Origin of the sequence: Demequina rhizosphaerae, assembly GCF_000971255.1 — a bacterium.
Taxonomy (GTDB): Bacteria; Actinomycetota; Actinomycetes; order Actinomycetales; family Demequinaceae; genus Demequina; species Demequina rhizosphaerae.
The window spans coordinates 139,989-162,236 of the sequence record NZ_BBMC01000004.1 but is presented as its reverse complement, the minus strand read 5'-3'; the positions used below and the strand labels follow the sequence as shown (position 1 = coordinate 162,236).

At 70.2% G+C, this 22,248-nt stretch carries 20 protein-coding genes; 7 read left to right on the top strand and 13 right to left on the bottom strand.

From position 1 onward, the window contains the following. Nucleotides 1-38: 38 nt before the first annotated feature. On the bottom strand, nt 39-386 hold the full coding sequence (locus tag AOM07_RS06935) for a YkvA family protein (RefSeq protein WP_062312153.1): 348 nt from the start codon (nt 384-386) through the stop codon (nt 39-41). Nucleotides 387-532: 146 nt separating this feature from the next. Between AOM07_RS06935 and AOM07_RS06930 the strand changes: the two genes are divergently transcribed. Together AOM07_RS06930 and AOM07_RS06925 are read left to right on the top strand one after the other, a co-directional pair. Continuing rightward, nucleotides 533-1,576, top strand: a complete 1,044-nt coding sequence (locus AOM07_RS06930) for a hypothetical protein (protein ID WP_156171850.1) — start codon at nt 533-535, stop codon at nt 1,574-1,576. A gap of 101 nt (nt 1,577-1,677) precedes the next feature. Next, a complete protein-coding gene (locus AOM07_RS06925; RefSeq protein WP_062312148.1) occupies nt 1,678-2,550 on the top strand; it encodes a class I SAM-dependent methyltransferase in 873 nt (290 codons plus the stop codon). 71 nt (nt 2,551-2,621) lie between these two features. Here AOM07_RS06925 and AOM07_RS06920 read toward each other — a convergent pair whose 3' ends face one another. The 9 genes from AOM07_RS06920 to AOM07_RS06880 all read right to left on the bottom strand — a co-directional run bounded on the left by AOM07_RS06920 (nt 2,622) and on the right by AOM07_RS06880 (nt 12,999). Then, nucleotides 2,622-4,904: a DUF262 domain-containing protein gene (locus tag AOM07_RS06920; protein WP_062312146.1), complete on the bottom strand. Its 2,283-nt coding sequence runs from the start codon at nt 4,902-4,904 to the stop codon at nt 2,622-2,624. Beyond that, nucleotides 4,901-6,664: a DUF262 domain-containing protein gene (locus AOM07_RS06915; RefSeq protein ID WP_156171849.1), complete on the bottom strand. Its 1,764-nt coding sequence runs from the start codon at nt 6,662-6,664 to the stop codon at nt 4,901-4,903. Before AOM07_RS06915 ends, AOM07_RS06920 begins: the two co-directional genes overlap by 4 nt. A gap of 463 nt (nt 6,665-7,127) precedes the next feature. Then, complete coding sequence (locus AOM07_RS06910; protein ID WP_062312144.1) at nt 7,128-7,469, bottom strand: DUF202 domain-containing protein; 342 nt, start codon at nt 7,467-7,469, stop codon at nt 7,128-7,130. Then, nucleotides 7,466-7,828, bottom strand: coding sequence for a YidH family protein (locus AOM07_RS06905; protein ID WP_062312141.1), 363 nt, complete (start codon nt 7,826-7,828; stop codon nt 7,466-7,468). Before AOM07_RS06905 ends, AOM07_RS06910 begins: the two co-directional genes overlap by 4 nt. 28 nt (nt 7,829-7,856) lie before the next feature. After that, entirely contained in the window at nt 7,857-8,324 is a 468-nt protein-coding gene (locus AOM07_RS06900) for a hypothetical protein (protein ID WP_062312139.1), read from the bottom strand. 9 nt (nt 8,325-8,333) lie between these two features. Continuing rightward, entirely contained in the window at nt 8,334-9,422 is a 1,089-nt protein-coding gene (gene ald, locus AOM07_RS06895) for an alanine dehydrogenase (protein WP_062312135.1), read from the bottom strand. 293 nt (nt 9,423-9,715) lie between these two features. Beyond that, nucleotides 9,716-10,507: a M15 family metallopeptidase gene (locus AOM07_RS06890; RefSeq protein WP_062312132.1), complete on the bottom strand. Its 792-nt coding sequence runs from the start codon at nt 10,505-10,507 to the stop codon at nt 9,716-9,718. Nucleotides 10,508-10,663: 156 nt separating this feature from the next. Next, the gene (locus AOM07_RS06885; RefSeq protein WP_062312129.1) at nt 10,664-11,704 is read right to left on the bottom strand and encodes a hemolysin family protein; all 1,041 of its coding nucleotides are present in this window, start codon (nt 11,702-11,704) and stop codon (nt 10,664-10,666) included. Beyond that, nucleotides 11,701-12,999: a hemolysin family protein gene (locus AOM07_RS06880; protein ID WP_062312126.1), complete on the bottom strand. Its 1,299-nt coding sequence runs from the start codon at nt 12,997-12,999 to the stop codon at nt 11,701-11,703. Before AOM07_RS06880 ends, AOM07_RS06885 begins: the two co-directional genes overlap by 4 nt. Before the next feature lie 112 nt (nt 13,000-13,111). On the opposite strand from AOM07_RS06880, the gene AOM07_RS06875 reads away from it, so the two are divergent. From AOM07_RS06875 to AOM07_RS06860, 4 genes are all read left to right on the top strand, one after another. Next, the gene (locus AOM07_RS06875) at nt 13,112-14,002 is read left to right on the top strand and encodes an ATP-binding cassette domain-containing protein (protein WP_062312123.1); all 891 of its coding nucleotides are present in this window, start codon (nt 13,112-13,114) and stop codon (nt 14,000-14,002) included. Further along, nucleotides 13,999-14,796, top strand: coding sequence for an ABC transporter permease (locus AOM07_RS06870; protein ID WP_062312120.1), 798 nt, complete (start codon nt 13,999-14,001; stop codon nt 14,794-14,796). Before AOM07_RS06875 ends, AOM07_RS06870 begins: the two co-directional genes overlap by 4 nt. Before the next feature lie 194 nt (nt 14,797-14,990). After that, the gene (locus AOM07_RS06865) at nt 14,991-18,743 is read left to right on the top strand and encodes a multifunctional oxoglutarate decarboxylase/oxoglutarate dehydrogenase thiamine pyrophosphate-binding subunit/dihydrolipoyllysine-residue succinyltransferase subunit (RefSeq protein ID WP_439644917.1); all 3,753 of its coding nucleotides are present in this window, start codon (nt 14,991-14,993) and stop codon (nt 18,741-18,743) included. After that, nucleotides 18,740-19,336 (top strand): GDSL-type esterase/lipase family protein, encoded by a 597-nt coding sequence (locus AOM07_RS06860; protein WP_062312117.1) that lies wholly within the window; start codon nt 18,740-18,742, stop codon nt 19,334-19,336. Before AOM07_RS06865 ends, AOM07_RS06860 begins: the two co-directional genes overlap by 4 nt. A gap of 565 nt (nt 19,337-19,901) precedes the next feature. Here the strand turns inward: AOM07_RS06860 and AOM07_RS06855 are convergent. Further along, nucleotides 19,902-20,990 (bottom strand): type IV pilus twitching motility protein PilT, encoded by a 1,089-nt coding sequence (locus AOM07_RS06855; protein WP_062312113.1) that lies wholly within the window; start codon nt 20,988-20,990, stop codon nt 19,902-19,904. A 140-nt stretch (nt 20,991-21,130) separates the two neighbouring features. Here AOM07_RS06855 and AOM07_RS15205 point away from each other — a divergent pair, with 140 nt between their 5' ends. Then, nucleotides 21,131-21,205, top strand: coding sequence for a 50S ribosomal protein bL37 (locus tag AOM07_RS15205; protein WP_425305726.1), 75 nt, complete (start codon nt 21,131-21,133; stop codon nt 21,203-21,205). A 90-nt stretch (nt 21,206-21,295) separates the two neighbouring features. On the opposite strand, the gene rsrA is transcribed toward AOM07_RS15205, so the two are convergent. Together rsrA and AOM07_RS06845 are read right to left on the bottom strand one after the other, a co-directional pair. After that, entirely contained in the window at nt 21,296-21,544 is a 249-nt protein-coding gene (gene rsrA / locus AOM07_RS06850; RefSeq protein ID WP_169748136.1) for a mycothiol system anti-sigma-R factor, read from the bottom strand. Continuing rightward, a complete protein-coding gene (locus AOM07_RS06845) occupies nt 21,537-22,247 on the bottom strand; it encodes a sigma-70 family RNA polymerase sigma factor (protein WP_084830187.1) in 711 nt (236 codons plus the stop codon). Before AOM07_RS06845 ends, rsrA begins: the two co-directional genes overlap by 8 nt. Nucleotide 22,248 lies beyond the last annotated feature (1 nt).

Below are 22,248 nucleotides of genomic sequence, written 5' to 3'. Positions count from 1 at the left end.
GCAGGCGTCCTTTCGGGTGTGGGGTGGCGATGCGGGTGTTAGCCGTCGTAGCGGCCGTTGTGGTGGCGGCGCTCCCAGCTGCGGAAGCAGATCAGCTCATAGCCGAGCTTGGCGACGACGGCGGCGACGACGAGCGCGTCGTCGCCCAGGCCGGCGACCGGCACGAAGTCGGGAACGACATCGAGCGGGTTCGCGACATATCCGAGGGCGGCGAGCACCATCATGAGGTCGGGCGTGGCGAGCGCGTAGTCCTTGTTCTTCACCGCCAGGCCCAGGCGGTAGAGCGTGAGCGCCTCCGCTCCGAGCTGGCGCAGGAGCTTCTTGAGGAGGCGGCGGTTGCCCTTGTCGAAGTCGAAGGGGATGGCGTCGATGGACAGTGTGGTCATGATGATCTCCCTGGTGTGGGCCACCGTTGGCGGCGGGTCTGTGGATGTTCAGCGAACCCATCCGTATAATGGGCTTGCTGGCGAACTTCGTCACCGTATTACTGTGACGCGCACAGATTAAGACTCTCGTTGGGTGGTGTCAACCTATGAATTCGACGTCTTCGGCTTCGGGACGGGTCATCGTCGTCCCGGTGGCGATTCGCCTCGAGTCGCCCGTCGCCCCTCATGGCGACGACGGGGACGGCGGCGCCTATCAGCCGTGGCTCGCCGGCGTCGTGAGCGCGAGCGAGTCGACGTTCCTGACGGTGCGCAGGTCCCCGGTGCATCCCGGGTCCCGGACCGGCTGGCCCGAGGGCGAGATCGGCCCCGGCACAAGGCCAAGCGATGCCGCGCTGGCGTTGACCAAAGACTTCGCGAGCAAGGTTCTGGTGCAGTTCCCCCTTGAGCGCGACTCTCTGCACGCGGTGGGCTTCATCGAACCCCGCGCTGAAGGTGAGCCGGTCACGTTCATCTACACGTGCGCGCTTCCCGTGACCGCCCCTGAGGTCGAGCCGCAAAACGATGGTGCATGGTCGAACATCCACGACCTCGCGACACGCAACAGTCCCGTCGACACGATCGAGCCGCTTCGGATGGTTCGCGAGTACTGGCGCAAGGAGATGGAGGAGACGACCCGCGTGTTCGATCTCCTGCCCCGGTACTTCACCATGAGCCAGTTGAAGGAGGCCTACGTCGCCGTGTGGGACAGGAGCAGGGCGCGCGAGGGGGTACGCCAGCTCGATTGGAGCAACTTCCAGGACTGGGCGACCAAGAAGAACCCCAGTCTCGTGAAGCCCGTGTCGGACACGGCTTCGATCGAGACCAAGCGCGACCAGATCCTCACCGACAAGGGCGGCGCCGCAGCTCTGAGGCTTGTCACGACAGCGGTCGGCGCGAACGTCGGCAACCTCAAAGTGCCGTTCGGGGCCCTCGCTGCCGGTGTAGGGGTCGGCATCGCTATCGCGGCTGGCGCCGTCGCCTACCAGGTCGCCCGCCCAGGCAAGCCGCCGAAGTGGTACACGCGCGGCACCGTCGACACCACCCAACTCGAGGTCCGATTCGACCTCAAGCCGTACTGGCTCCGCAAGGCTCGCGGAAGCGACGAAGCGAACGCTCGTAGCGCCGGAGGCAAGACAGGAGCGAAGCGGTAGGAGGTCTCCAGCTCTGCGCCTACCGCGCCCCGACTGTCAGTGGACGCACCCACACTAGGCATGCACGGACTTCGTGGGCCGTGCCTGACTAGGGGATACCGATGATTACCAAGACTGATCTCGACTGGTGGCGCAACCTCGTTCCGGAGCTGGACTGGGTGTTCGCGACGACCTACGCGCAAGGTGCGCCTCACGAGTACGTAATCCCGGACAAGACGACGGGCTTCACCAAGGACGACTGCATACGCGCGGCTCGGGTTATTCGCACCTTCGGGGAGCCGATGAAGTTCTACAAGGCGACCAACCTCTACCTCACCCTCGATGACGGCTGGAAGTACTTCCCGCTGGACAAGGATGTCCAGAACACAGGGATCATCAACCGGGGTCGCGCCGACCACGTGTATGGCGTCCAGAATCATCCCTGCACGGCATCAGGTATCGCATCGCCGTACGACGCGTACGCGTCGCATTGGGATTCCGACCACGGGTTGCGCGGCGCCGAGAAGATCGCGACCGTGTCTCTCATCCGTGAAGTGTTCGGGCCCAAACTGCGGCGCACGCTCGACGTGGGTTGCGGCACAGGCCTGCCACTCGACCTCGGGCTTGTCGAGTCCGTGCGCTACGTCGGGATCGATCCGTCGTCGGCAATGCTCAATGAGCTCGTGTGGAAACACCCGCACCTGGCCGGTGTCTATCCGATGACCTATGCGGTCGCCGAGCATCAGCGTGTGCTGTGCGGCACTCAGTTCGACACGGTGCTGGCACTTGGAGGCTCAGCGTCCTACTTGACGCCCGACGAGCTGGAGCGCCTTCGCCGACGCGCCAAGAGGGCCGTCCTGCTCATGCACTACGCGCCCGGCGAGGTCCCCGTGACGCGGGATCTCGTGTCGGCGGATGCATCGCTCGAAGCTGCTCGCAGTCTCGGCGAGCAGACGCGGATCGGCAGGTTCATCGCAACCGTCGTGCCAGCCTGAGCCGCCGTCCGCCCCCTCCATCGGCGAGAGCCCAAGCACGTTCAGCCTGGACCCGAAGGATTCGGGTACGTCTAGAGCCCGAACTCAAGGAGGGCGTGGACGACAGCGGCACCTGTCTGGACGCGGTCTTCCGCGTCCAGACCGTCCGATGTGCGCTTGGCCACGTGGATCACGTTCGTCGAGTCGAGCGCGAAAGCGGCGAGCGCCGACCGAGCCATCGCCTGTATCGCCGGGTCCGTGGGAAGCAGGATCTCGAACCCATTGTCGTGGCTCCTGAGACCGGCACCCGTCGCGGTAAAGCGCATCGCCCGCTCGTCGCCCGTGTAGTCCCAGCTTCGGAACTCCGGTTTGCCCACGCGGGCGGGATCGTCGATCTCGTTCCAGACTGCGAGCAGGTACGGATCCTTGAACGCAGAGCGGTAGTCCGCGCCGTTCATCATGTCCACGCGGTATCGGTAGCCGCCGCTGGCCGCGTCGTAGTCGCCGATGTAGACGCCCTTGGGCGCGGCAAGCATGACGGGGTAGCGCACGAAGTAGTAGAGCCAGTCGTACAGGTTCGCCTCACGTCGTTCTGTCAGCCACTCGCGGACGATCTGGTCGAGGGCGTCCGGCGTCGGGCCGTCGTGCCTGGCGACGTCGGCGAGCAGGTTGCCGACAGCGATGCGCATCGCCTCACGGCTCTCGCGAGAACCGCTCGTCAGGACCTCTCGCCATGATCCGCGCCCCCGTCGCTCGCCTGGGACACCCAGTTGCCGCCTGGTTGTGCCGAGCCTTCTGGAGTAGTCGCCCTTGGTCAGCAGCGCGGGAGCGAGTTGCGGCAACACGTCGTCGGCTGTCACGGCATGGAAGGTGGCGCAGTGTGCTTTGAGAAAGGCAGCGTCGAGCGGGAAGGCGAAGAGACGTCCCCTCAGGAGGTCGTGGTCTTCTAGCGCGTGGACGGCAGTCGCGGCCTCGGGGTCCTCGACCAACAGGGCGTACTTGCGCTTCTCGTCGTCGACTCGCGCCTGGTTGAACCGTTTGAGCCCGTCGAGGTGCGCGCCTTCGGGCGCTGTCATCAGGGTTGTGGTCGCGGCGATGAGGTCGGGCATGTGCTCGTTGCGGACGTCATCGGGCGCGGATTCGGCGATGTTGCGCAGCGACCGGAGACGTCGCTCAAGCGTGCCCGCGGCACCCTCCGGCGGCGATTGCCGGAACACGATCACCGCGTACAGAAGGATCGTCTCTGCCAGCGAGAACTGCTTGGTGCCGTACCGCTCAAGGCAGGCCGCGAAGAGATTGGGGTCCTGCGATTCGAAGAGCCGCACGGCCGACGTCGGACCCTCACCCACGCGGAACATCTCGGCGAAGACCCGCGCCGGGACGTCCTCGGAGGGGTCTTCACCGACCCATGTGTCGAATGCGAAGAAAAGGAGGTCAAGGTGCGTGTCCGCATCGTCGTGCTCGACGAAGACCCGCCGGGCCCGGTCAAGAAGGCTGCCGGCGGTCCTTGTCGTACCGGTGCGCCACTCGCACACGTCGACGATGAAGGCCAAGTAGTTCATGAACTCCTCGTCAACGAGGTGGTTGCCTCCCTCGTAGTGCCACAGGAGATCGGACCATTCCCGATCGAGCTTCTCGCTCAGCAGTCCGCGGCGCCCTGAGCCCTGCAGGACCTTCTCGAGTCGGGCTTTGAAGATCTCGAACTCGGTGAGCGGCTTTCCGCGCGAGTTCATCTTGATGTACAGGTCGTCGCCTGACTCCATGTCATCGATCGGCAGGAACAGGAACGAGATCGCCGGCTGCTCGTCAGACATCAGACGAGCCCAAAGCGCACCGAAATCGAGGTGGTCCGCGGACAGTCCTCGGTGGATAGCGGCGATCATGACCAGCATCGACTGGATAGTCGGGTCCGTGCGCCACGGGAACAGGTACCAGGGCTGATCTGTGATCCAGTCGACCGGGTCCTCGTCCTCGTGCGGCCATGCATGGTTGACGAGCTCGTAGCAGAAGTACTCGGCGCTGAGCCGCGTGGAGTATCGGAACTGGCTCCACGCGGCATGCGGGTCGAGTTTGCCTGCCCGCGAAGCTATGTACCAATGCAGGAGGAACAGTGTCGTGAGGCGCTGCTGCCCGTCGAGGGGCTTCAGGACACCGTCGGTGACCTCTCCATAGATGAAGTCGAGGTCGATCGATGCGTCGGTGGTGACCGCTCGCAGGAGTACGTCGAGGAAGTCTCTGCGGATTGTCGCGGTCGCTTCGTCCTCGCGGCCTTGGGCGTAGTCGCGTTGGATGATCGGGATCTCGATGCTGGCGACGTAGGGGCGGTCATCGACGCTGCGGAAGATCCCTCCGTAGGTGGTCGAGAAGCCCTTCACGATGCCACCTCCTCCTCGGACTCTCGCACCAGGTAAGGGCGAAGAACGTCCCGCATCTGCTTGTAGTACGCCTGTCGATCCTGCGGCCCCCAGACGTGGAGCTGTTGGTCGGCATCATCGGTGTAGTACTTCAAGAACACGTTGCGGGTGCACGGCGGGATGTACTCACCACGGCGATCGCGCCGCAGGATTTCCTGGCGCTTGACCTCGAACACCGAGTTCCCCAGAGCGCTGTTGTGCCCACGCTCGAGGAGAGCGAGGTTGGGCAGCAGGTGGACGTCGTCGCCCAGGACAGCGTCGCCGCTCAGCGCGAAGTACGTGAGAATCTCTTCCTCCAGCTCTCTGAATCTGGCTTCGATGCCAAGCTCGCCCTTGTCGATCGCACCGATGAAAGCGTCGATCCTTCCGAAAAGGTTCGTGCTGTCCGCGCCGTCGCGCCCGGGTAGCGATGCGATGGCACGCCGGTGCAGCTCCAGCCATGTCTTCCACTGTTCGGCACGTGTCAGCGGTGCGGCATTCTGCGCGTGGATGTGCTCGACCGACCACTCTCCTCCCGCGTGGGCGTAGAAGGAGAATCGGTTGCCGTCTCCATCTCGCCCCAGGACCGTGGCGACATTCATCAGCAGCAGCAGACGTTGGCACTCGTCGCGGTGCTTCTCGTAGTTGAGGTCGTCCAGGCCCGCGACAGTGCGACCCATACGCGCTCGGACGCGATCCATCAGCGCCAGTCTGAATGCTTTGTTCGTGAGACCGTCAGCCAGATCGACAATGCGCTCAAACTCGTACCTCTCGCCTGTCGCGATCAGGAATCCGATGAGGTGGTAGAGCTCTCGGTCGTGGAACCAGCCTGTGACGAGGCCATGCATGCGGACCACCGCGCGCCAGAAATCGGATGCCGATTCCTCAATGCGTGGGCGGAGCTGCTCGAACACCCAGTAGCGGTGTTGCTCGTTGCCGCCTGTGCTTCCAGCCATGGCACGGAACAGCAAGTCGACATGGGTGGGCCACACACGGTCCGAACCCGTGATGAACGCCCACATTTCAGGGTCACGAAGGTCACGCTCGAAGGCGTCCCACTGAACAGCAACTTGCTCCTGACGCTCCGCACGACCGCCCTCGGCTCCGACCTTGGAAAGCACGAGCGCCTTGATGAGCTCGGCGTCGGTCAATGGGATCCGCCCCACATTGAGCCGCCTGAAGAGCTCGTTGCGATCCGTACCCTCGGGAGCCTCGTACCAGATCACGTAGACATGCTCCGAGAGTGCCTTGCGGATATTGATGGCCGCACCCTCGGGATCCGGACGACTCTCGAACCAGCTCTCGATCGCTTCATACGCGGAGTACATGTAGTGGAAGTCGATATTGGAGTGACGGAGCGAGGCCTCGAGCGTGTCAAGGTAGTCGCGACTGTTGTCCCTGGTTTCGTACACCAGTGAGTAGTTGACCTTGGCTCGGGGGAGCCAATTGCTGTCGCGGAGGTACTTCACGATCAGGTACAGCGTGGTAAGCCGTTGCTGACCGTCGATCAGTTCCCAGTTCGAATGCGCGTCTCGCCACATGACGACGATCGGCTGCAAGTAGTAACTGCGCGGCGCAGAAGCGGCGATAACCTCGCTCTCGATGTCGTCAAGGAGCTTCACAACCTCGGTCGCGCCCCACCGATACCCACGCTGATATGACGGGACGAAGAACTCGCCGGACAGGTCATCGCTAATCACAAGCTTGCGCATCAGTTCAGCCGGCCGGGAAACCACAGTCACCGATCACTCCTCCTGAGATTGTGCACGGGCCAGCGCGCGCCGCTTCTCCGGTGACCACGAGGAACTCACCTAGCGGGCACGGGCGCGCGTTCCATCCTCGCAAGCCTCGGTCGCCGTCGCCAGTGACAAACCGGATGCATCTGTCATGGCTTCAACTCAGGTGCGATTGTCCTATCAAGCCGCTCCAGCCGGTGCGCGTCTCAGCCTGGCGCTGCTCGTCGAGCACGCCAAGGCCCTGTCAAGCCGCGCTCCATGCAACGCGTGCGAATCCCTGGACCGCCCCGCAACCAGGCGCGGCGCGCGACATCACCTCCAACTGGTCGCGAATGGACTCACAGCGCGAGTTTCGTGGACTCAGCACCCCAAGACATGAGGCAAAACCCCAGGTAGAAGCAATACTACGGGCACGCCGCTTCGTGAACGAGGCCCGGTGCATGCGCCGGGCCTCTTGTCATGTCCGGGCTCATCCGCGGCCGAGCCCGATCACGACCGTGTAGACGACGCACGCGACGCCCAGCAGCAGCACCGAGCCGGACAGCACCGCCACGGCCACGCCGGGCGAGAGGTGGCCCCCGCCGCGGTGCAGGTGACGATGTGCCGCGCGGTACCGCAGCGCCGCCACCGCGAGGGTCGCGATCGCGAACGCCGAGCCGGCCACCGCGAGCGCGACCGCCGGCGCGCCGACGGGGATGAAGACCCCCGCCGCGCCGAGCGACGCGATCGCGAAGGCCAGCGCGGTGCGCTGCCACGCGAGGGCGGTCCGCTCGAGCGCGAGCCCGTCGTCGTAGACCCGGTCCTCGCTCACACGAGCATCCCCACCACGACGAGCGCGATGCCGATCACCACGCCGACCGTGACGAGCATCCCGATCCGCGGCCCCGGCAGCGGCGTCCCGAGGCGCAGCGCGCGCTCCGCCCGCAGCCACCCCACCAGCCCGGCGACGCCCGCGACGATGCCGAGCGCGCTGAAGAGCACCGCGACGACCAGCCGGATGGTCGGGTGGACGGGCGCGTCGAGCGCCTCGAGGCCGACGCCGGTCGCGAACAGCGCCAGCGCGGTCCGCGTCCAGGCGAGGTAGGTGCGCTCGTTGGCCATCGAGAACCGGGCATCGGGAGCGTCTCCCACGCCGTAGACGTGCCGCGGGAAGCTCGGCGAGTCGGCCATAGGTCCAGCGTAGGTCCGGAGCGGCCGCTCAGGAGAGCGGCACGAGCACGGCGGTGCCGTCGAGCGCGCTGTCGCCCTCGACGTCGACCTCGCACGCGAGGTGCTCCTCGCTGTCGAGCCACCACACCACGGTGACGTGGTCGCGGCCCTGCTCGGCGAGCGCGGCCGCGGAGGCGTCCGCCTCGGACCCGTCGACCTCGACGCCCGCGGACTCGAGCAGCCCCTGCGCCTCGAGGAAGTCCCGGAGGTCTCGCCACTCCGCGCTGCCGTAGACGTCGCCGGCGACGATGCGCGGCAGCACCTCGCCGTCCTCGGCCGAGGCCTCGTAGGCCTCCTCGCACGCGCGCACCGCGTCCGACCGCCCCGCGCTCATCCCCGAGCGCAGCGACGACGCGACGAACGCGCCGATCACCACGAGCGCCGCGATCGACGCCGCGACGACGAGCGGCAGCCACGTGCGCGGGGTCGTGGGCTCGGGCTGCTCGGGGCCTGGCATGGCCCCAGCCTAGGCGGGCGCCGGCGCCTCCCCGAGCGCCGCGGCCACGGCCGGGTGGACGATGCGTCCCGCCCGCACGTTGACCCCGGCGGCCAGCGCCGGGTCGGCCGCCACCGCATCGTCCACGCCCTCGGCGAGGCGCAGCACGTACGGCAGCGTGACGTTGGTGAGGGCGCGCGTCGCCGTGACGCCGACCGCCGCCGGCATGTTCGCGACGGCGTACACGAGCGAGCCCGCCACCTCGCGCACGGGGTCCTCGTGCGTGGTGGGCCGCGAGTCCTCGAAGCAGCCGCCCTGGTCGATCGCGACGTCCACGAGCACGCTCCCGCGCGGCATCTCCTCGACCATCGCGTGCGTGACGACCTTGGGGGCGGGCCTGCCGGGCACGAGGACCGCGCCGACCACGAGGTCGGAGCCGCGCACCTCCTCCGCGATCGCGTGCGCCGTCGACACCACGGTGCGCACCCGGCCGCCGTGGCGCTCGTCGAGGCGGCGCAGCGCGGGCAGGGACAGGTCGATCGCCGTGACGTCGGCGCCGAGCGCCGCGGCCTGCGCGATCGCCTGCGAGCCCGCGACGCCCGCGCCGAGCACCGTGACGCGCGCGCCGGGCACCCCGGGCACGCCCGCGAGGAGCACGCCGCGTCCGCCGTGCGGGCTCAGCAGGTGGTGCGCGCCCGCGAGCACGGCCAGTCGCCCGGCGACCTCGCTCATCGGGGTGAGCAGGGGCAGCGAGCCGTCGGCGAGCTGGACCGTGTCGTACGACAGCGCGGTGGTCCCGGCGGCGGCCAGCGCGGCCGCGAGCGCGGGGTTGGCGGCGAGGTGGAGGAACGTGAAGAGCGTGGTGTCGCGCAGCAGCCCGAGCTCCTCGGGCTGCGGCTCCTTGACCTTGAGCACGAGGTCCGCGTCCCACGCCTCGGCCGCGGTCACGAGCGTGGCGCCGGCGGCGTCGAACTCCGCGTCGGCGATCCCGGCGCCGCGGCCGGCCCCCGCCTGGACGAGCACCTCATGGCCGCGCGCGACCAGCGCGTGGACGCCCGCGGGCGCGATCGCGACGCGCGTCTCGCCGCTCTTGGTCTCGGTGGGGACCCCGACTCGCACGACCGCCTCCTTGCGATTGCGCCCTCGCCTCCAGTCCTACACCCCGGGCACCCCGCCCCACCCGCGCGACGCGTGGCCCCTGCCGGCCCGCGCCGGCGGCTCCGGCTCCCGCCCGCCGGCCGGACGGATCCCGGATCCGTCCGTCGGTCGGGTCGGAACCGGCACGTGCGAAGGAGCGTCTCCCGCATCGTCCGACATCGGGGCGGGTGACCCGGGCGAGCGCGGCGGGCCCGGAGACGACGAAGCCCGCGACCGGGGCGGTCGCGGGCTCGGCAGGCGGGCCGGGAGGCGGCTCAGTAGTTGTCGTACGTGTTGTACTCCCAGTGCCAGGGCTCGTACTTGGACGTCTTGGCCCAGTCGGGGTTCCAGAAGCCGTAGGTGCCGGCGTTGATCGACAGCCACGAGTAGTAGACGCCGGAGGCGTGGGTGCGGCACAGGTCGATCGCGAGCCCGAGGCCGTGCATGGACGTGCCCGGCGTCGCCGCGAGGTAGCCGCGCGTCGCCTTGGTCGCGTACTGGCTCGACAGGTCGCGGTAGGTGCCCGACAGGCACATGTCCGTGCCGAACTCCGAGCGGAAGCGCTCGTTGAGCGCCGCGAGCGCGAGCGCCGCGTCCGGGCGGAGGTACTGGCCCGCGGCCCACAGCTCGCACAGTTGGTCGCTGCGCAGCTGGCCGTTGGACATGTTCGGGTCGAAGTCGGGGTTGCAGTCGGGCAGCAGGTTCGAGGCGATCGGCACGTCGTTGGCGGTGAGGATCGCGCCCGACTGGTCGTCGACCGTCGGCAGCGGCAGGTCCGAGGACTCGAACTGCGGGCCCGCGCCGAGGATCGCGGTCGCGGTGGTCGGCGACTCGCCCTTGACCACGCCGGGAAGCTTCTCCGCGGCGTTCGCGTACGGCGCGATCGTGCCCATGACCGGGTAGACGACCATCGCGGCGAGGAAGCCGAGGATCACGCCGCCGCGGGTGCCGTACTTGCGACGCCTCCGCGTGGTGCGGATCTGCAGCTCCTGCGTGTGCTCGATGCGGCGCTCCTTGCGGGAGCGGTGGCCGGGGCGCGGTGCGTGAAGAGAGCCGCGCTTGCTCACCTTGGCCTCCGGGGGGCGTCTGACATCGGATACGACGGGCGCCCTGCGGGGTCATCTCCGCTGGGCGTCCGGGTCAATTATTACCAAACGGTAACGACGGGGCCAAGCCCCGGGCGTGTCTGGTCCGTCACATGACCGTGACCGGTGACCGTCCTGCTAGGCGCTCGCGTCCCGGCGGGCGAGCGAATCGCGCACCTCGCCGACGAGCTCCTCGAGGATGTCCTCGAGGAAGACCATGCCGACGGTGAGGCCGTCGTCGACCACCGCGGCGACGTGCGCGCCGGAGCGGCGCATGAGCGCGAGCGCGAGCTCCACCTCGGCACCGTGGACCACGGACGGCAGGTCCCGCACGCGCCACGCCTGGATGGGCTCCTCGCGCTCGCCGGGCCGCGCGTACAGGGCGTCCTTGATGTGGAGGTAGCCCACGAAGGCGCCGTCGTCGGCGACAGGGAAGCGCGAGAAGCCGGTGTCGGTCGCGATGCGCTCGAGGTCCTCGACCGTGGCGCCGAGAGCGAGCGCGCGGACCTGCCCGACCGGGACCATGACCTCCTCGACCGACCGCTCCGAGAACTCGATCGCGGTGGTGAGCAGGCCGGTCGGGTCGGAGATCGTGCCCTCCGCGGAGGACCGCTCGACGATCGAGTGGACCTCGTCCGCGGTGAACGCGCTCGTCACCTCGTCCTTGGGCTCGAAGCCCAGGAGCCGCACGGTGCCGTTCGCGACCCAGTTGAGCGCGACGATGATGGGGCGCACGATGCGCGCGATCGCGACGAGCGGGGGGCCGAACACGAGCGCGGCGCGGTCCGGGCTCGACACCGCGGCGTTCTTGGGCACCATCTCGCCCACCACGACGTGCAGCCCCACGATGACGAGCAGCGCGATGGCGACCGCGACGGCGTGCGCGGCGGCCTCGCCGAGCCCGAGCGCGTGGATGAGCGGCTCGAGCGCGTGGGCGAGCGCGGGCTCGGCCACGACGCCGAGCGCGACCGAGCACACCGTGATGCCCAGCTGCGCCGTCGCGAGCATGAGCGACACGTTCTCCATAGCCCACAGCACCGTGCGCGCGGCGCGCGAGCCGGCCGCCGCGCGCGGCTCGACGGAGCTGCGGCGCGCGGAGATGATCGCGAACTCGGCGCCCACGAAGAACGCGTTCGCGAGGAGCAGGCCCACGACCGCGAGCACCATGCCGGGGCTCATGCCTCGTCCTCCTCGTGCGCGACCGGGGTGAGCCGCACGCGGTCGATGCGTCGGCCGTCCATGCGCTCGACGCGCGCCAGCACGCCGGGCGCCTCGACCGTGTCCCCGGGCTCCGCGACGCGTCCGAGCCGTGCCATCGCGAAGCCGCCGAGCGTCTCGTACGCCGGGGACTCCGGGATCACCAGGCCGGTGCGCTCGAGCACCTCGTCGGGCCTCAGCTCGCCGGGCACGATCCAGGCGCCGCCGGGCGCGCGGTGCACCGCGGCGCGGCGGCGGTCGTGCTCGTCCGCGACGTCGCCGACGAGCTCCTCGACGACGTCCTCGAGGGTCACGAGGCCGGCGGTGCCGCCGTACTCGTCCACGACGATCGCGCACTGGTAGCCGAGCCCGCGCAGCTCCACGAGGAGCGGGCCCATCTGCATCGTCTCGGGGATGCGCGGCGCGTCCGCCATGAGCGCGCGCACCGGCACCTCGGGGCGACGATGCGCGGGCACCGCGATCGCGGCGCGCAGGTGCACGAGGCCGAGCACGTCGTCGGTGCCGTCGCCCACCACGGGGAAGCGGGAGTGGCCGGTCGCGCGCGACGCCGCGATGACGTCAGCGGCCGTCGCGTCGCGCCCGAGCGTGTGGACGCGGGTGCGGTCCGTCATGACGTCGATCGCCGCGAGGTTGTCGAGCTCGATCGAGTTCTTGAGGAGGAGCGCGGTCGACGGGGCGAGCGTGCCGGCCTCGGCGCTGCGGCTCACGAGGGCCGCGAGCTCCTGGCGGGAGCGCCCGCCCGCGAGCTCCTCCTTGGGCTCGATGCCCATGAGCCGCAGGATCCCGTTGGCGGCGCCGTTGAGCGAGGCGATGACGGGCCGCAGGGCGGCCGTGAAGGCCATGTTGAGGGGCGCCGCGACGCGTGCCGTGCGGAACGGCTCCGCGAGCGCGAGGTTCTTGGGGATGAGCTCGCCGACGATCATCGAGAAGGCGTTGACGAGCACGAGCGACAGGGTGCCGGCGAGCCCCGCGACGGCCGCGCGCGACAGCGCGCTGGTCTCGAGCGGGACGGACAGCAGCTCGACGAGCGCGGGCTGGGCGGTGTAGCCGAGCAGGATCGTGGTGAGCGTGATGCCGACCTGCGCCCCCGACAGCTGGGTCGACAGGCGCCGCAGCGCGGTGCGGACCCGGCGGCCGCGCGCATCGTCCCCGACGTGCGAGGGATCGAGCGCGACGAGGGAGAACTCGGCTGCGACGAAGACCGCGGTGCCGAGGGTGAGGAGCACCCCGACGCCCACGAGGAGCCATGCGGTCATGGTCGGCTGGAACTGTCGGGGTCCATGGTGACGACAGGATACAGGCGGACGGGTCCCCGGGACAGGCACCGACTGTTATAGTTCATCTATAACAACTCACGAGGGAGGCGGCATGGACGGGCCACGGATCGAGATCGCCGGGCTGACGAAGCGGTTCGGGGCGGTGACGGCCGTCGAGGACGCGTCGTTCGTCGCCGAACCCGGCCGCGTGACCGGCTTCCTCGGCCCCAACGGCGCCGGCAAGTCCACGACGCTGCGCGCGCTCCTGGGCCTCGTCGCCCCCACCGCCGGCGACACGTTCATCGGCGGGCGGCGCTACCGCGACGTGCCGCGCCCCGCGACCGTCGTGGGCGCGCAGCTCGAGCCCGCCTTCCACCCCGGCCGCACGGCCCGCGACCACCTCCGCGTGGTCGCGCCGCTCGCGGGCAAGGACGACGCACGATGCGACGAGGCGCTCGCGGCGGTCGGGATGACGGAGGCGGCGAACCGCCGCGTCGGCGGCTTCTCGATGGGCATGCGCCAGCGGCTCGGCCTCGCGATGGCGCTGCTGGGCGAGCCGGCGGCGCTCGTGCTCGACGAGCCGGCCAACGGCCTCGACCCGGCCGGCATCACGTGGATGCGCGGCTTCGTGCGCGGCTTCGCCGCCCGCGGCGGCACCGTGCTGCTGTCCTCGCACCTGCTCGGCGAGGTCGAGCAGACCGTGGACGACGTGGTCGTGATCGCGCGCGGACGCATCCGCCACGCCTCGTCGCTGGCGGAGCTGCGCGCGCTCGCGCACCAGGCGACCACGCTGCGCTCCCCCGACGCCGCCCGCCTCGCGCGGCTGGCGGAGGACTGGCCGGACGCACACCTGGCCGCACCCACCGAGCTCGTGGTGCCCCGCGCCGGCGCCGAGGAGGTCGGCGCCCGCGCCTTCGCGGCGGGCGTCGAGGTGCACGGCCTCGCCGAGACCGGCGAGACGCTCGAACAGGTGTTCCTGCGCCTCACGGAGGACGCCGCATGAGCGCCGCGATCCGCTCCGAGATCCGGAAGATCCTCACGACGCGCCTGTGGTGGGCCCTCATGCTCGCCATGGTCGTGTCCGTCGCGGTGCTCGCCGGCTCGCTCGCGCTGGCCACCGCGCTGGGCGGCGAGGCCGCCGGCGACGAGCTCGCGGTGCCGCCGGACCAGCTCGCGCTCACCGTCTACTCCGCCGGCGTCACCCTCGGCTACGTGTTCCCCGTCGCGTTCGGCGCGATCGTCGTGACGCAGGAGTTCCGCCACCGCACGATCCAGACCGCGGTGCTCGCGGAGCCGCGCCGCACGCGCGTCGCGATCGCCAAGCTGGTCGCGACCGTGCCGTTCGCGCTCGCCTACGGCGTCGCGAGCTCCGCCGCCGCGCTCGCCGCGGGCGCCCCCGCCCTCGCGCTGGCCGGCGACGGCGCGATGCTCGACGACCCGGCGACGTGGCGCACGCTCGGGCTCGGCGCGGTGGCGATGGCCGCCTGGATGCTCGTGGGCGTCGGCTTCGGCACGCTCGTGACGAACCAGGTGGCGGTCGTCGTCGGCCTCATCGTGTGGACGCAGATCGTCGAGCCGCTCGTGCGCATCGCGCTCGGCTACTGGGAGGCGGCCGCGCCGATCGCGCGCTTCCTGCCCGGCGCCGCGGGCGAGGCGGTCGCGGGCGCGAGCTTCTACTCCGCGGCCGGGCTGTCGGATCTGCTGCCCGCGTGGGCGGGCCTCGCGGTGCTGCTCGGATACGGCCTGGTCGCGGCCGCGATCGGCTGGCGGACGTCCTTCCGACGCGACCTCACGTAACGATTTCTCCAAATGGCAGGCACGTTGTTCCGAGGCTGCTCGTTGTAGGACGATGATAGGAAGCACATTTCACCATCGACGCTGATGCGCCAAGAAAGCGAGCGGCCTCAACCGTGTCCCCAGACACCTCCGCGCCCGACACCGACCGCGTCTCCGTCGCCCGAGCAGCAGGTGCCCCGTCCGTTGCGTCGCTCATCCTGGGCGGCGAGCACGGGGCCGATGCCACGCAGGGCGACTCCTCGACGCGCCAGGAGACCCCTGGAGCCGGGCAGTCCTCGATCCCCCAGCCCCCGACCCAGCCGATGCCGACGGTGACCGCCGCGGCCGTGCCCCCGCCGCCCCCGCCGCCGCCCGCGCAGCGCGCCGACGCGCCGGCCCCCGCGGCCGAGCCCGCGACCGACACGGCGTCGCCCGCCGCGGAGGAGGCACCCGCCTCCGCCCCGGCTCCGGCGCCCGCCCCGGCCGCCGCATCGTCCGACGACGTGGACCCCACCGTGACCCAGCCGATCGCGACCGCGCAGGCGCCGACCGCCGCGTACCTGCAGCGGCCGGAGTTCACGCCCGTCGCGACCAAGGACGTCCAGCAGGGCGTCGAGCGCCTGCGCGGCCCCGCCGCGCGCGTCGTGCAGAACATGGAGGCGAGCCTCGGGGTCCCGACCGCCACCTCGGTCCGCACCGTGCCCGCCAAGCTCCTCATGGACAACCGGGTCGTGGTGAACAACCACCTCGCCCGCACGCGCGGCGGCAAGGTGTCGTTCACGCACCTCATCGGCTTCGCGATCGTCGAGGCCCTCGCCGAGTTCCCGGCGATGAACGCCGCGTACACCGAGGAGGACGGCAAGCCCGCCGTCCGCACGCCCGCGTCGGTGAACCTGGGCCTCGCGATCGACCTCGCGCGCCCCGACGGCTCGCGCCAGCTGCTCGTCCCGTCCATCAAGGGCGCGGACCACATGGACTTCGCCGAGTTCTGGGCCGCCTACGAGGACGTGGTCCGCCGCGCCCGCAACGGCGCGCTCCAGGCCGCCGACTTCCAGGGCACCACGCTCACCCTCACCAACCCCGGCACGCTCGGCACGGTCCACTCGGTGCCGCGCCTCATGGACGGCCAGGGCGCGATCATCGGCGTCGGGTCGATGGACTACCCCGCCGAGTTCCTCGGCGCCGCCGAGGAGACGGTCGCCCGCCTGGGCGTGTCCAAGGTGATGACCATCACCTCGACGTACGACCACCGCGTCATCCAGGGCGCGCAGTCCGGCGAGTTCCTCGGCATCGTGCACCGCAAGCTGCTGGGCCTCGACGGCTTCTACGACCGCGTCTTCTCGTCGATGCGCGTCCCGTACGAGCCGGTCCGGTGGATCCAGGACACGACGACGGACCCCGCGACGGAGGCCGCCAAGCCCGCCCGCATCGCGGAGCTCATCCACGCGTACCGCTCGCGCGGCCACCTCATGGCCGACGTCGACCCGCTGAGCTCGCGCCCGCGCAAGCACCCCGACCTCGACGTGCAGACGCACGGCCTCACGCTGTGGGATCTCGACCGCACGTACGAGACCGGCGGCTTCGCCGGACAGCAGTCGTGGAAGATGCGGACGGTGCTGAGCCGCCTGCGCGACGCGTACTGCCGCACCATCGGCCTCGAGTACATGCACATCGCGGACCGCGAGCAGCGGTCGTTCTTCCAGGACCGCCTCGAGCACGGCTACACCAAGCCGACGCGCGAGGAGCACCTGCGCATCCTCCACCGCCTCAACGCGGCGGAGGCCTTCGAGGCGTTCCTCCAGACCAAGTTCGTGGGCCAGAAGCGCTTCTCGCTCGAGGGCGGCGAGTCGCTCATCCCGCTGCTCGACTCGGTCATGAGCGCGGCGGCGGAATCCGGCGTGCACGAGGTGTGCATCGGCATGGCCCACCGCGGCCGGCTCAACGTGCTCGCGAACCTCGCGGGCAAGAGCTACAGCCAGATCTTCTCCGAGTTCGAGGGCACCGCGGTGCCGGGCTCCGTCCAGGGCTCCGGCGACGTCAAGTACCACCTCGGCACGGAGGGCACCTTCACCGCCGAGTCGGGCGCCACCACGCGCGTCTACCTCGCCGCGAACCCCTCGCACCTCGAGGCGGTCGACCCGGTCCTCGAGGGCATCGTGCGCGCCAAGCTCGACGCGCTCGGCGCGGACCCGGCGACGGACGGCTACCCCGTGCTCCCCGTCCTCGTCCACGGCGACGCGGCCTTCGCGGGCCAGGGCGTGGTGCTCGAGACGCTCAACATGGCGCTGCTCAAGGGCTACCGCACCGGCGGCACCGTGCACGTCATCATCAACAACCAGGTCGGCTTCACCACCGGCCCGGAGAGCTCGCGGTCGACGCGGTACTGCACCGACATCGCCAAGGGCTTCCAGATCCCGATCTTCCACGTCAACGGCGACGACCCGGAGGCGTGCGTGCGCGCCGCCCGGCTCGCGTTCGAGTACCGCGAGCGGTTCGGCCGCGACGTCATCGTCGACATGGTCTGCTACCGCCGCCGCGGCCACAACGAGGGCGACGACCCGTCGATGACCCAGCCGCGCATGTACGACCTCATCGAGGGCAAGCGCTCGGTGCGCCACCTCTACACCGAGGCGCTCATCCGCCGCGGGGACATCACCACCGAGGAGGCCGAGTCGGTCTCGAAGGACTACCTCGCCCAGCTCGAGCGCGTGTTCATCGAGACCCGCGAGGGCTACAAGCCGTCGTCCGACGCGGAGTCGATCTCCGGTCTCGAGCTGCCGTCGTCGCAGTCCTCGGACGCCGGCGTGATGGTCGGCTGGCGGACCGCGGTGTCCGCGAGCCAGATCGAGCGCATCGGCCGCGCCCACGTGCGCCCGCCCGAGGGCTTCTCCGTGCACCCCAAGCTCGAGAAGCTGCTCGAGAAGCGCGACACGATGAGCCGCGAGGGCGGCATCGACTGGGGCTACGGCGAGATCCTCGCGTTCGGCACGCTGCTCCAGGAGGGCGTGCCCGTCCGCGTCTCCGGCCAGGACTCGCGCCGCGGCACGTTCGTCCAGCGCCACGCGGTCTACCACGACCGCAACACGGGCTCGGAGTGGACGCCGCTGCTCTACCTGTCCTCCGACCAGGGGCGCCTGCACATCTACGACTCCCCGCTGTCGGAGTACGGCGTGCTGGGCTTCGAGTACGGCTACTCGGTCGAGCGCCCCGACGCGCTCGTGCTGTGGGAGGCGCAGTTCGGCGACTTCGTCAACGGCGCGCAGACCATCATCGACGAGTTCATCTCGTCGGCCGAGCAGAAGTGGGGCCAGTCCTCGTCCGTGGTGCTGCTGCTGCCGCACGGCTTCGAGGGGCAGGGGCCCGACCACTCGTCGGCGCGCGTCGAGCGTTTCCTGCAGATGTGCGGCGAGGAGAACATGATCGCCGCGATGCCGTCGACCCCGGCCAGCTACTTCCACCTGCTGCGTCGCCAGGCCTACAACCGCCCCCGCAAGCCGCTCGTCGTCTTCACCCCGAAGTCGATGCTCCGCCTGCGCGCGGCGCAGTCGTCGGTCGAGGACTTCACCACGGGCACGTTCCGCGAGGTCATCGGGGACGATGCGGTGGATCCCGCGTCCGTCGACCGCGTCCTGCTGTGCGCCGGCAAGGTCTACTACGACCTCGTCGCGGAGCGGGACCGCACGGGCGACACGACGACCGCTATCGTGCGACTTGAGCAGCTGTACCCGCTCGCGCACGACGCCATCCGCGAGGCCCTCGCCCCGTTCGACGGCGCCGAGCTCGTGTGGGTCCAGGAGGAGCCTCTCAACCAGGGAGCGTGGTCGCGCATGTCGCTGAGCCTGCCGCAGGTCGTCGGCACCACCGTCGGGGTGGTGTCCCGCCCGGCGTCCGCGTCGCCCGCCTCGGGCCTCGCGTCGCGCCACGCGGCCGAGCAGTCGGAGCTGGTGACCCGGGCCTTCACCCGATGAGGAACGTCTTCCTCGTCGGCGACGAGCTCGTGGCCGGTCACGGCGACCCCAAGGCGCTGGGGTGGGCGGGGCGCGTCGCGGCGCGCACGCTCCCCCTCGCGCCCGACCTCGCCTTCCACACGCTCGCCGTGCCGCACGAGACCACGGGCGAGCTCACCAGCCGGTGGGACGAGGAGGCGCTGCGGCGCACGGCGCGCACCGAGCCCGAGGCCAACCACGTGCTCTTCGCGATCGGCCGGCACGACGTCCATCGCGGGGTCTCCCCCACGATGACGCGCCTCAACATCGCGAACTTCCTCGACCGCGCGCACGCGCTCGGCTTCGAGACGCTGATCGCGGGCCCGCCGCCCGGCGAGGAGGCCGACAACGCGCGCATCGCGGAGCTGGCCGCCGTGTGCGAGGACGCTGCGTCGCGCCGCGGCGTGGGCTACATCGACATGTACGGGCCGCTCGCGCGCCACGACCAGTGGGCCGCGGACATGGCCACCGGCCACGACGCGCTGCCCCTGCAGGCGGGCTACGGCCTCATGGCGTGGCTCGTGCTGCATTCGCGCTGGCACTCGTGGCTCGGGATCGAGCCGCCCGGCAACTGAGGCGCACCGCCCGCAAGCGCGGGGCATCGGACCGTGGCGCTCGGCCGAGGCGCTGGGCCGTGGCGCTGGGCCGTCTCCTGCGAGGTGCTCAGTGTCCGATTCGCGCCCGGACGGGCACTCGGCACCTCCCAGCGCGCAGTCGGGGCGCAATCGGGGCGAAGGCGTCGGGGCGTCGGCGTGTCAGGCCGCAGGCGCGCACTTCGTGTCCGCGTATTTCAGCTCAGGCTTGAACACGCCCCGCAGCGAGCAGCGGAACCAGCCCCCCGGCGGAGCTGTTCAAGCGATTCTTGAAATTCAAGACCACCACATGCACCCGAGCGCGCCTCATCGGGATGCGGCGAGGAGCCGAGCGCGCGACATCGGGCCGAGGCGCCGGGCCGAGGCATCGGGCCGTGGCGCCGGACCGTGGCGCTCGGCCGAGGCGCTGGGCCGCCTCTTGCGAGGCGCTCAGTGTCCGATTCGCGCCCGAACGGGCACTCGGCACCTCCCAGCGCGCGCCAGGCAGGCGGGGACGCACGAGGGGCCGCCACCCGGACGGGTGGCGGCCCCTCGTACGTGACAGCTACTAGTCGACGACGCCCGCGCCGCGGAGCTCGACCAGGAGGTCGTGCGGGCGCGACGCGATCGCGACGGCGTCGTCGAGCGCGACCACGTTGTCCCGGACCAGCTGGAAGAGGTGCTGGTCGAAGGTCTGCATCTTGTAGTACTCGCCCTCGGAGATGAGGTCGAGGATGGGCGGCTGGCTCGACGGGTCGATGATCGCCTCGGCCGTGCGGCCCGTGTTGACCATGACCTCCGCGACGAGCGTGCGGCCGGTGCCGTCGCCGCGGCGCACGAGGCGCTGCGAGACGATGCCGCGCAGGGTCTGCGCGAGCGTCGCGCGGACCTGGTTCTGCTCGTGCGGCGTGAAGAAGTCGACGATGCGGTTGATGGTGTCCTGCGCGTCCACGGTGTGGAGGGTCGCGAGGACGAGGTGGCCGGTCTCGGCCGCGGACAGCGCCGCCCGGACCGTCTCGATGTCGCGCATCTCGCCGACCATGATGACGTCGGGGTCCTGACGCATCGCGGCGCGCAGCGCCGAGGTGAAGTCGAGCGTGTCGGAACGCACCTCGCGCTGCGAGATAATCGCCTTCTTGTCCTGGTGGAGGACCTCGATGGGGTCCTCGATCGTGACGATGTTGACCTCGCGGTACGCGTTGATGAGGTCGATCATCGAGGCGAGGGTCGTGGTCTTGCCGGAGCCGGTCGGGCCGGTGACGAGCACGAGGCCGCGCGGCTCGAGCGCGAGGTCCGCGATGACGCCCGGCAGGCCCAGCTCCTCGAAGCTCTGCGCGCCCACCGCGACGCGGCGGAACACGAGGCCCTCGGTGCCGCGCGCCACGTACGCGTTGACGCGGAAGCGGCCCACGCCGGACAGCGAGAACGCGAAGTCCGCCTCGTGGGTGTCGCGGAACGCCGGCACGAGGTCCTCGGGCAGCACCTGGGCGACCATGTGCTGCGTGTCCTCGGGGGTCAGGGGCGGCACCTGGAGCTTCCGGAGGCGGCCGTCGACGCGCACGCGGGGCGCGGAGCCCACCTTGCAGTGCAGGTCGGAGCCGCCCGTCGAGGCAAGCGCGTGCAGGAACGGGATGACTGACTGGGGCTGATCGCTCACGGTTCCTCCATCGGCATCCGATATGGGCGGCTTGAGGGGAGCGTAGCGTCAACTCCCCCGCGCGGGACCGCCGGTGTGACAAGGTCCTCAGATGTGGGAGGATAGGGGGTCTTTGTTACGCGTCCAGAAAGGGGAACGTTGTGAGCAAGCGAGGCCGCAAGCGCAAGTCGCGCGCGAAGTCCGGCGCCAACCACGGCAAGCGGCCCAACGCCTGAGCCGTTCCGCCCGGATACGAGAAGAAGCCGCATCGGCCCTGCCGATGCGGCTTCTGTCGTCTCGGGCGACGGGGCGCGCCCGCGGAGGGCCTAGGTGGCGCCGTCCGGCCGGGTCGCGCGGATCGTCGTGAGGATGCGCGCGCGGAGGTCGTCCGGCGCGACATCGTGGCCCGCCTTGTTGACGAGCCGCTTGATCTTCTCGTTGATCTTGTGCTCGGCCTCGCAGGGCCCGCACTCCTTGAGGTGCTCCCCGATCCGATGGATCTCATCCTCGGGCAGCTCGTGATCGATGTACTCGAAGAGGCGGTCGAGCGCCTCCTCGCACTCCGGCTTAGGCACGGCACGCACCCCCGTCCTTGTTCTTCTTCACCGGGGTCCTCTCGTAGAGACCACGCTCGGCGGCGTAGTCCCGAAGCTTCTCTCGCAGGAGCTTGCGGCCACGGTGCAGCCGCGACATGACCGTCCCCACCGGGGTGTCCATGATCTCCGCGATCTCCTTGTAGGCGAACCCCTCCACGTCGGAGAGGTACACGGCCATCCGGAAGTCGTCCGACAGCTCCGACAGCGCCTGACGGATCTCGTCGTCGCCGAGCGAGTCGAGCGCCGCCTCCTCGGCCGAGGCCAGCCCGCTCGAGGTGTGCTCCGCGGCGGCCGCGAGCTGCCAGTCCTCGACGGTGTCCGCGTCCGAGCGCTTCGGCTCGCGCTGCTTCTTGCGGTAGCTGTTGATGAACGCGTTCGTCTGGATCCGGTACAGCCACGCCTTGAGGTTGGTGCCCGGCGTGAACTTGTCCTGCGCCGCGAACGCCTTCGCGAAGGTCTCCTGAACCAGGTCCTCGGCGTCGGCGCCGTTGCGCGTCATGCGCAGGGCGGCCGCGTACAGCTGGTCCATGTAGGACAGCGCCTCGGACTCGAAGTCGAACTCTGTTGCGTCGGTCATCGGTTGCGAGCGTACAGCGGTGCGCCGCCGTGCCGGTGCACGCGACGCCGCAAGCCTCTCCACGGTGGTCGTCACATCGGTCGGTAACCGCACCGCGGCCGACATC

What these genes read in the sequence shown, in the direction of transcription:
- AOM07_RS06935 (WP_062312153.1), bottom strand. Translation starts at nt 386, where the DNA reads ATGACCACACTGTCCATCGACGCCATCCCCTTCGACTTCGACAAGGGC.
- AOM07_RS06930 (WP_156171850.1), top strand. Translation starts at nt 533, where the DNA reads ATGAATTCGACGTCTTCGGCTTCGGGACGGGTCATCGTCGTCCCGGTG.
- AOM07_RS06925 (WP_062312148.1), top strand. Translation starts at nt 1,678, where the DNA reads ATGATTACCAAGACTGATCTCGACTGGTGGCGCAACCTCGTTCCGGAG.
- AOM07_RS06905 (WP_062312141.1), bottom strand. Translation starts at nt 7,828, where the DNA reads ATGGCCGACTCGCCGAGCTTCCCGCGGCACGTCTACGGCGTGGGAGAC.
- AOM07_RS06900 (WP_062312139.1), bottom strand. Translation starts at nt 8,324, where the DNA reads ATGCCAGGCCCCGAGCAGCCCGAGCCCACGACCCCGCGCACGTGGCTG.
- AOM07_RS06885 (WP_062312129.1), bottom strand. Translation starts at nt 11,704, where the DNA reads ATGAGCCCCGGCATGGTGCTCGCGGTCGTGGGCCTGCTCCTCGCGAAC.
- AOM07_RS06880 (WP_062312126.1), bottom strand. Translation starts at nt 12,999, where the DNA reads ATGACCGCATGGCTCCTCGTGGGCGTCGGGGTGCTCCTCACCCTCGGC.
- AOM07_RS06875 (WP_062312123.1), top strand. Translation starts at nt 13,112, where the DNA reads ATGGACGGGCCACGGATCGAGATCGCCGGGCTGACGAAGCGGTTCGGG.
- AOM07_RS06870 (WP_062312120.1), top strand. Translation starts at nt 13,999, where the DNA reads ATGAGCGCCGCGATCCGCTCCGAGATCCGGAAGATCCTCACGACGCGC.
- AOM07_RS06860 (WP_062312117.1), top strand. Translation starts at nt 18,740, where the DNA reads ATGAGGAACGTCTTCCTCGTCGGCGACGAGCTCGTGGCCGGTCACGGC.
- AOM07_RS06845 (WP_084830187.1), bottom strand. Translation starts at nt 22,247, where the DNA reads ATGTCGGCCGCGGTGCGGTTACCGACCGATGTGACGACCACCGTGGAG.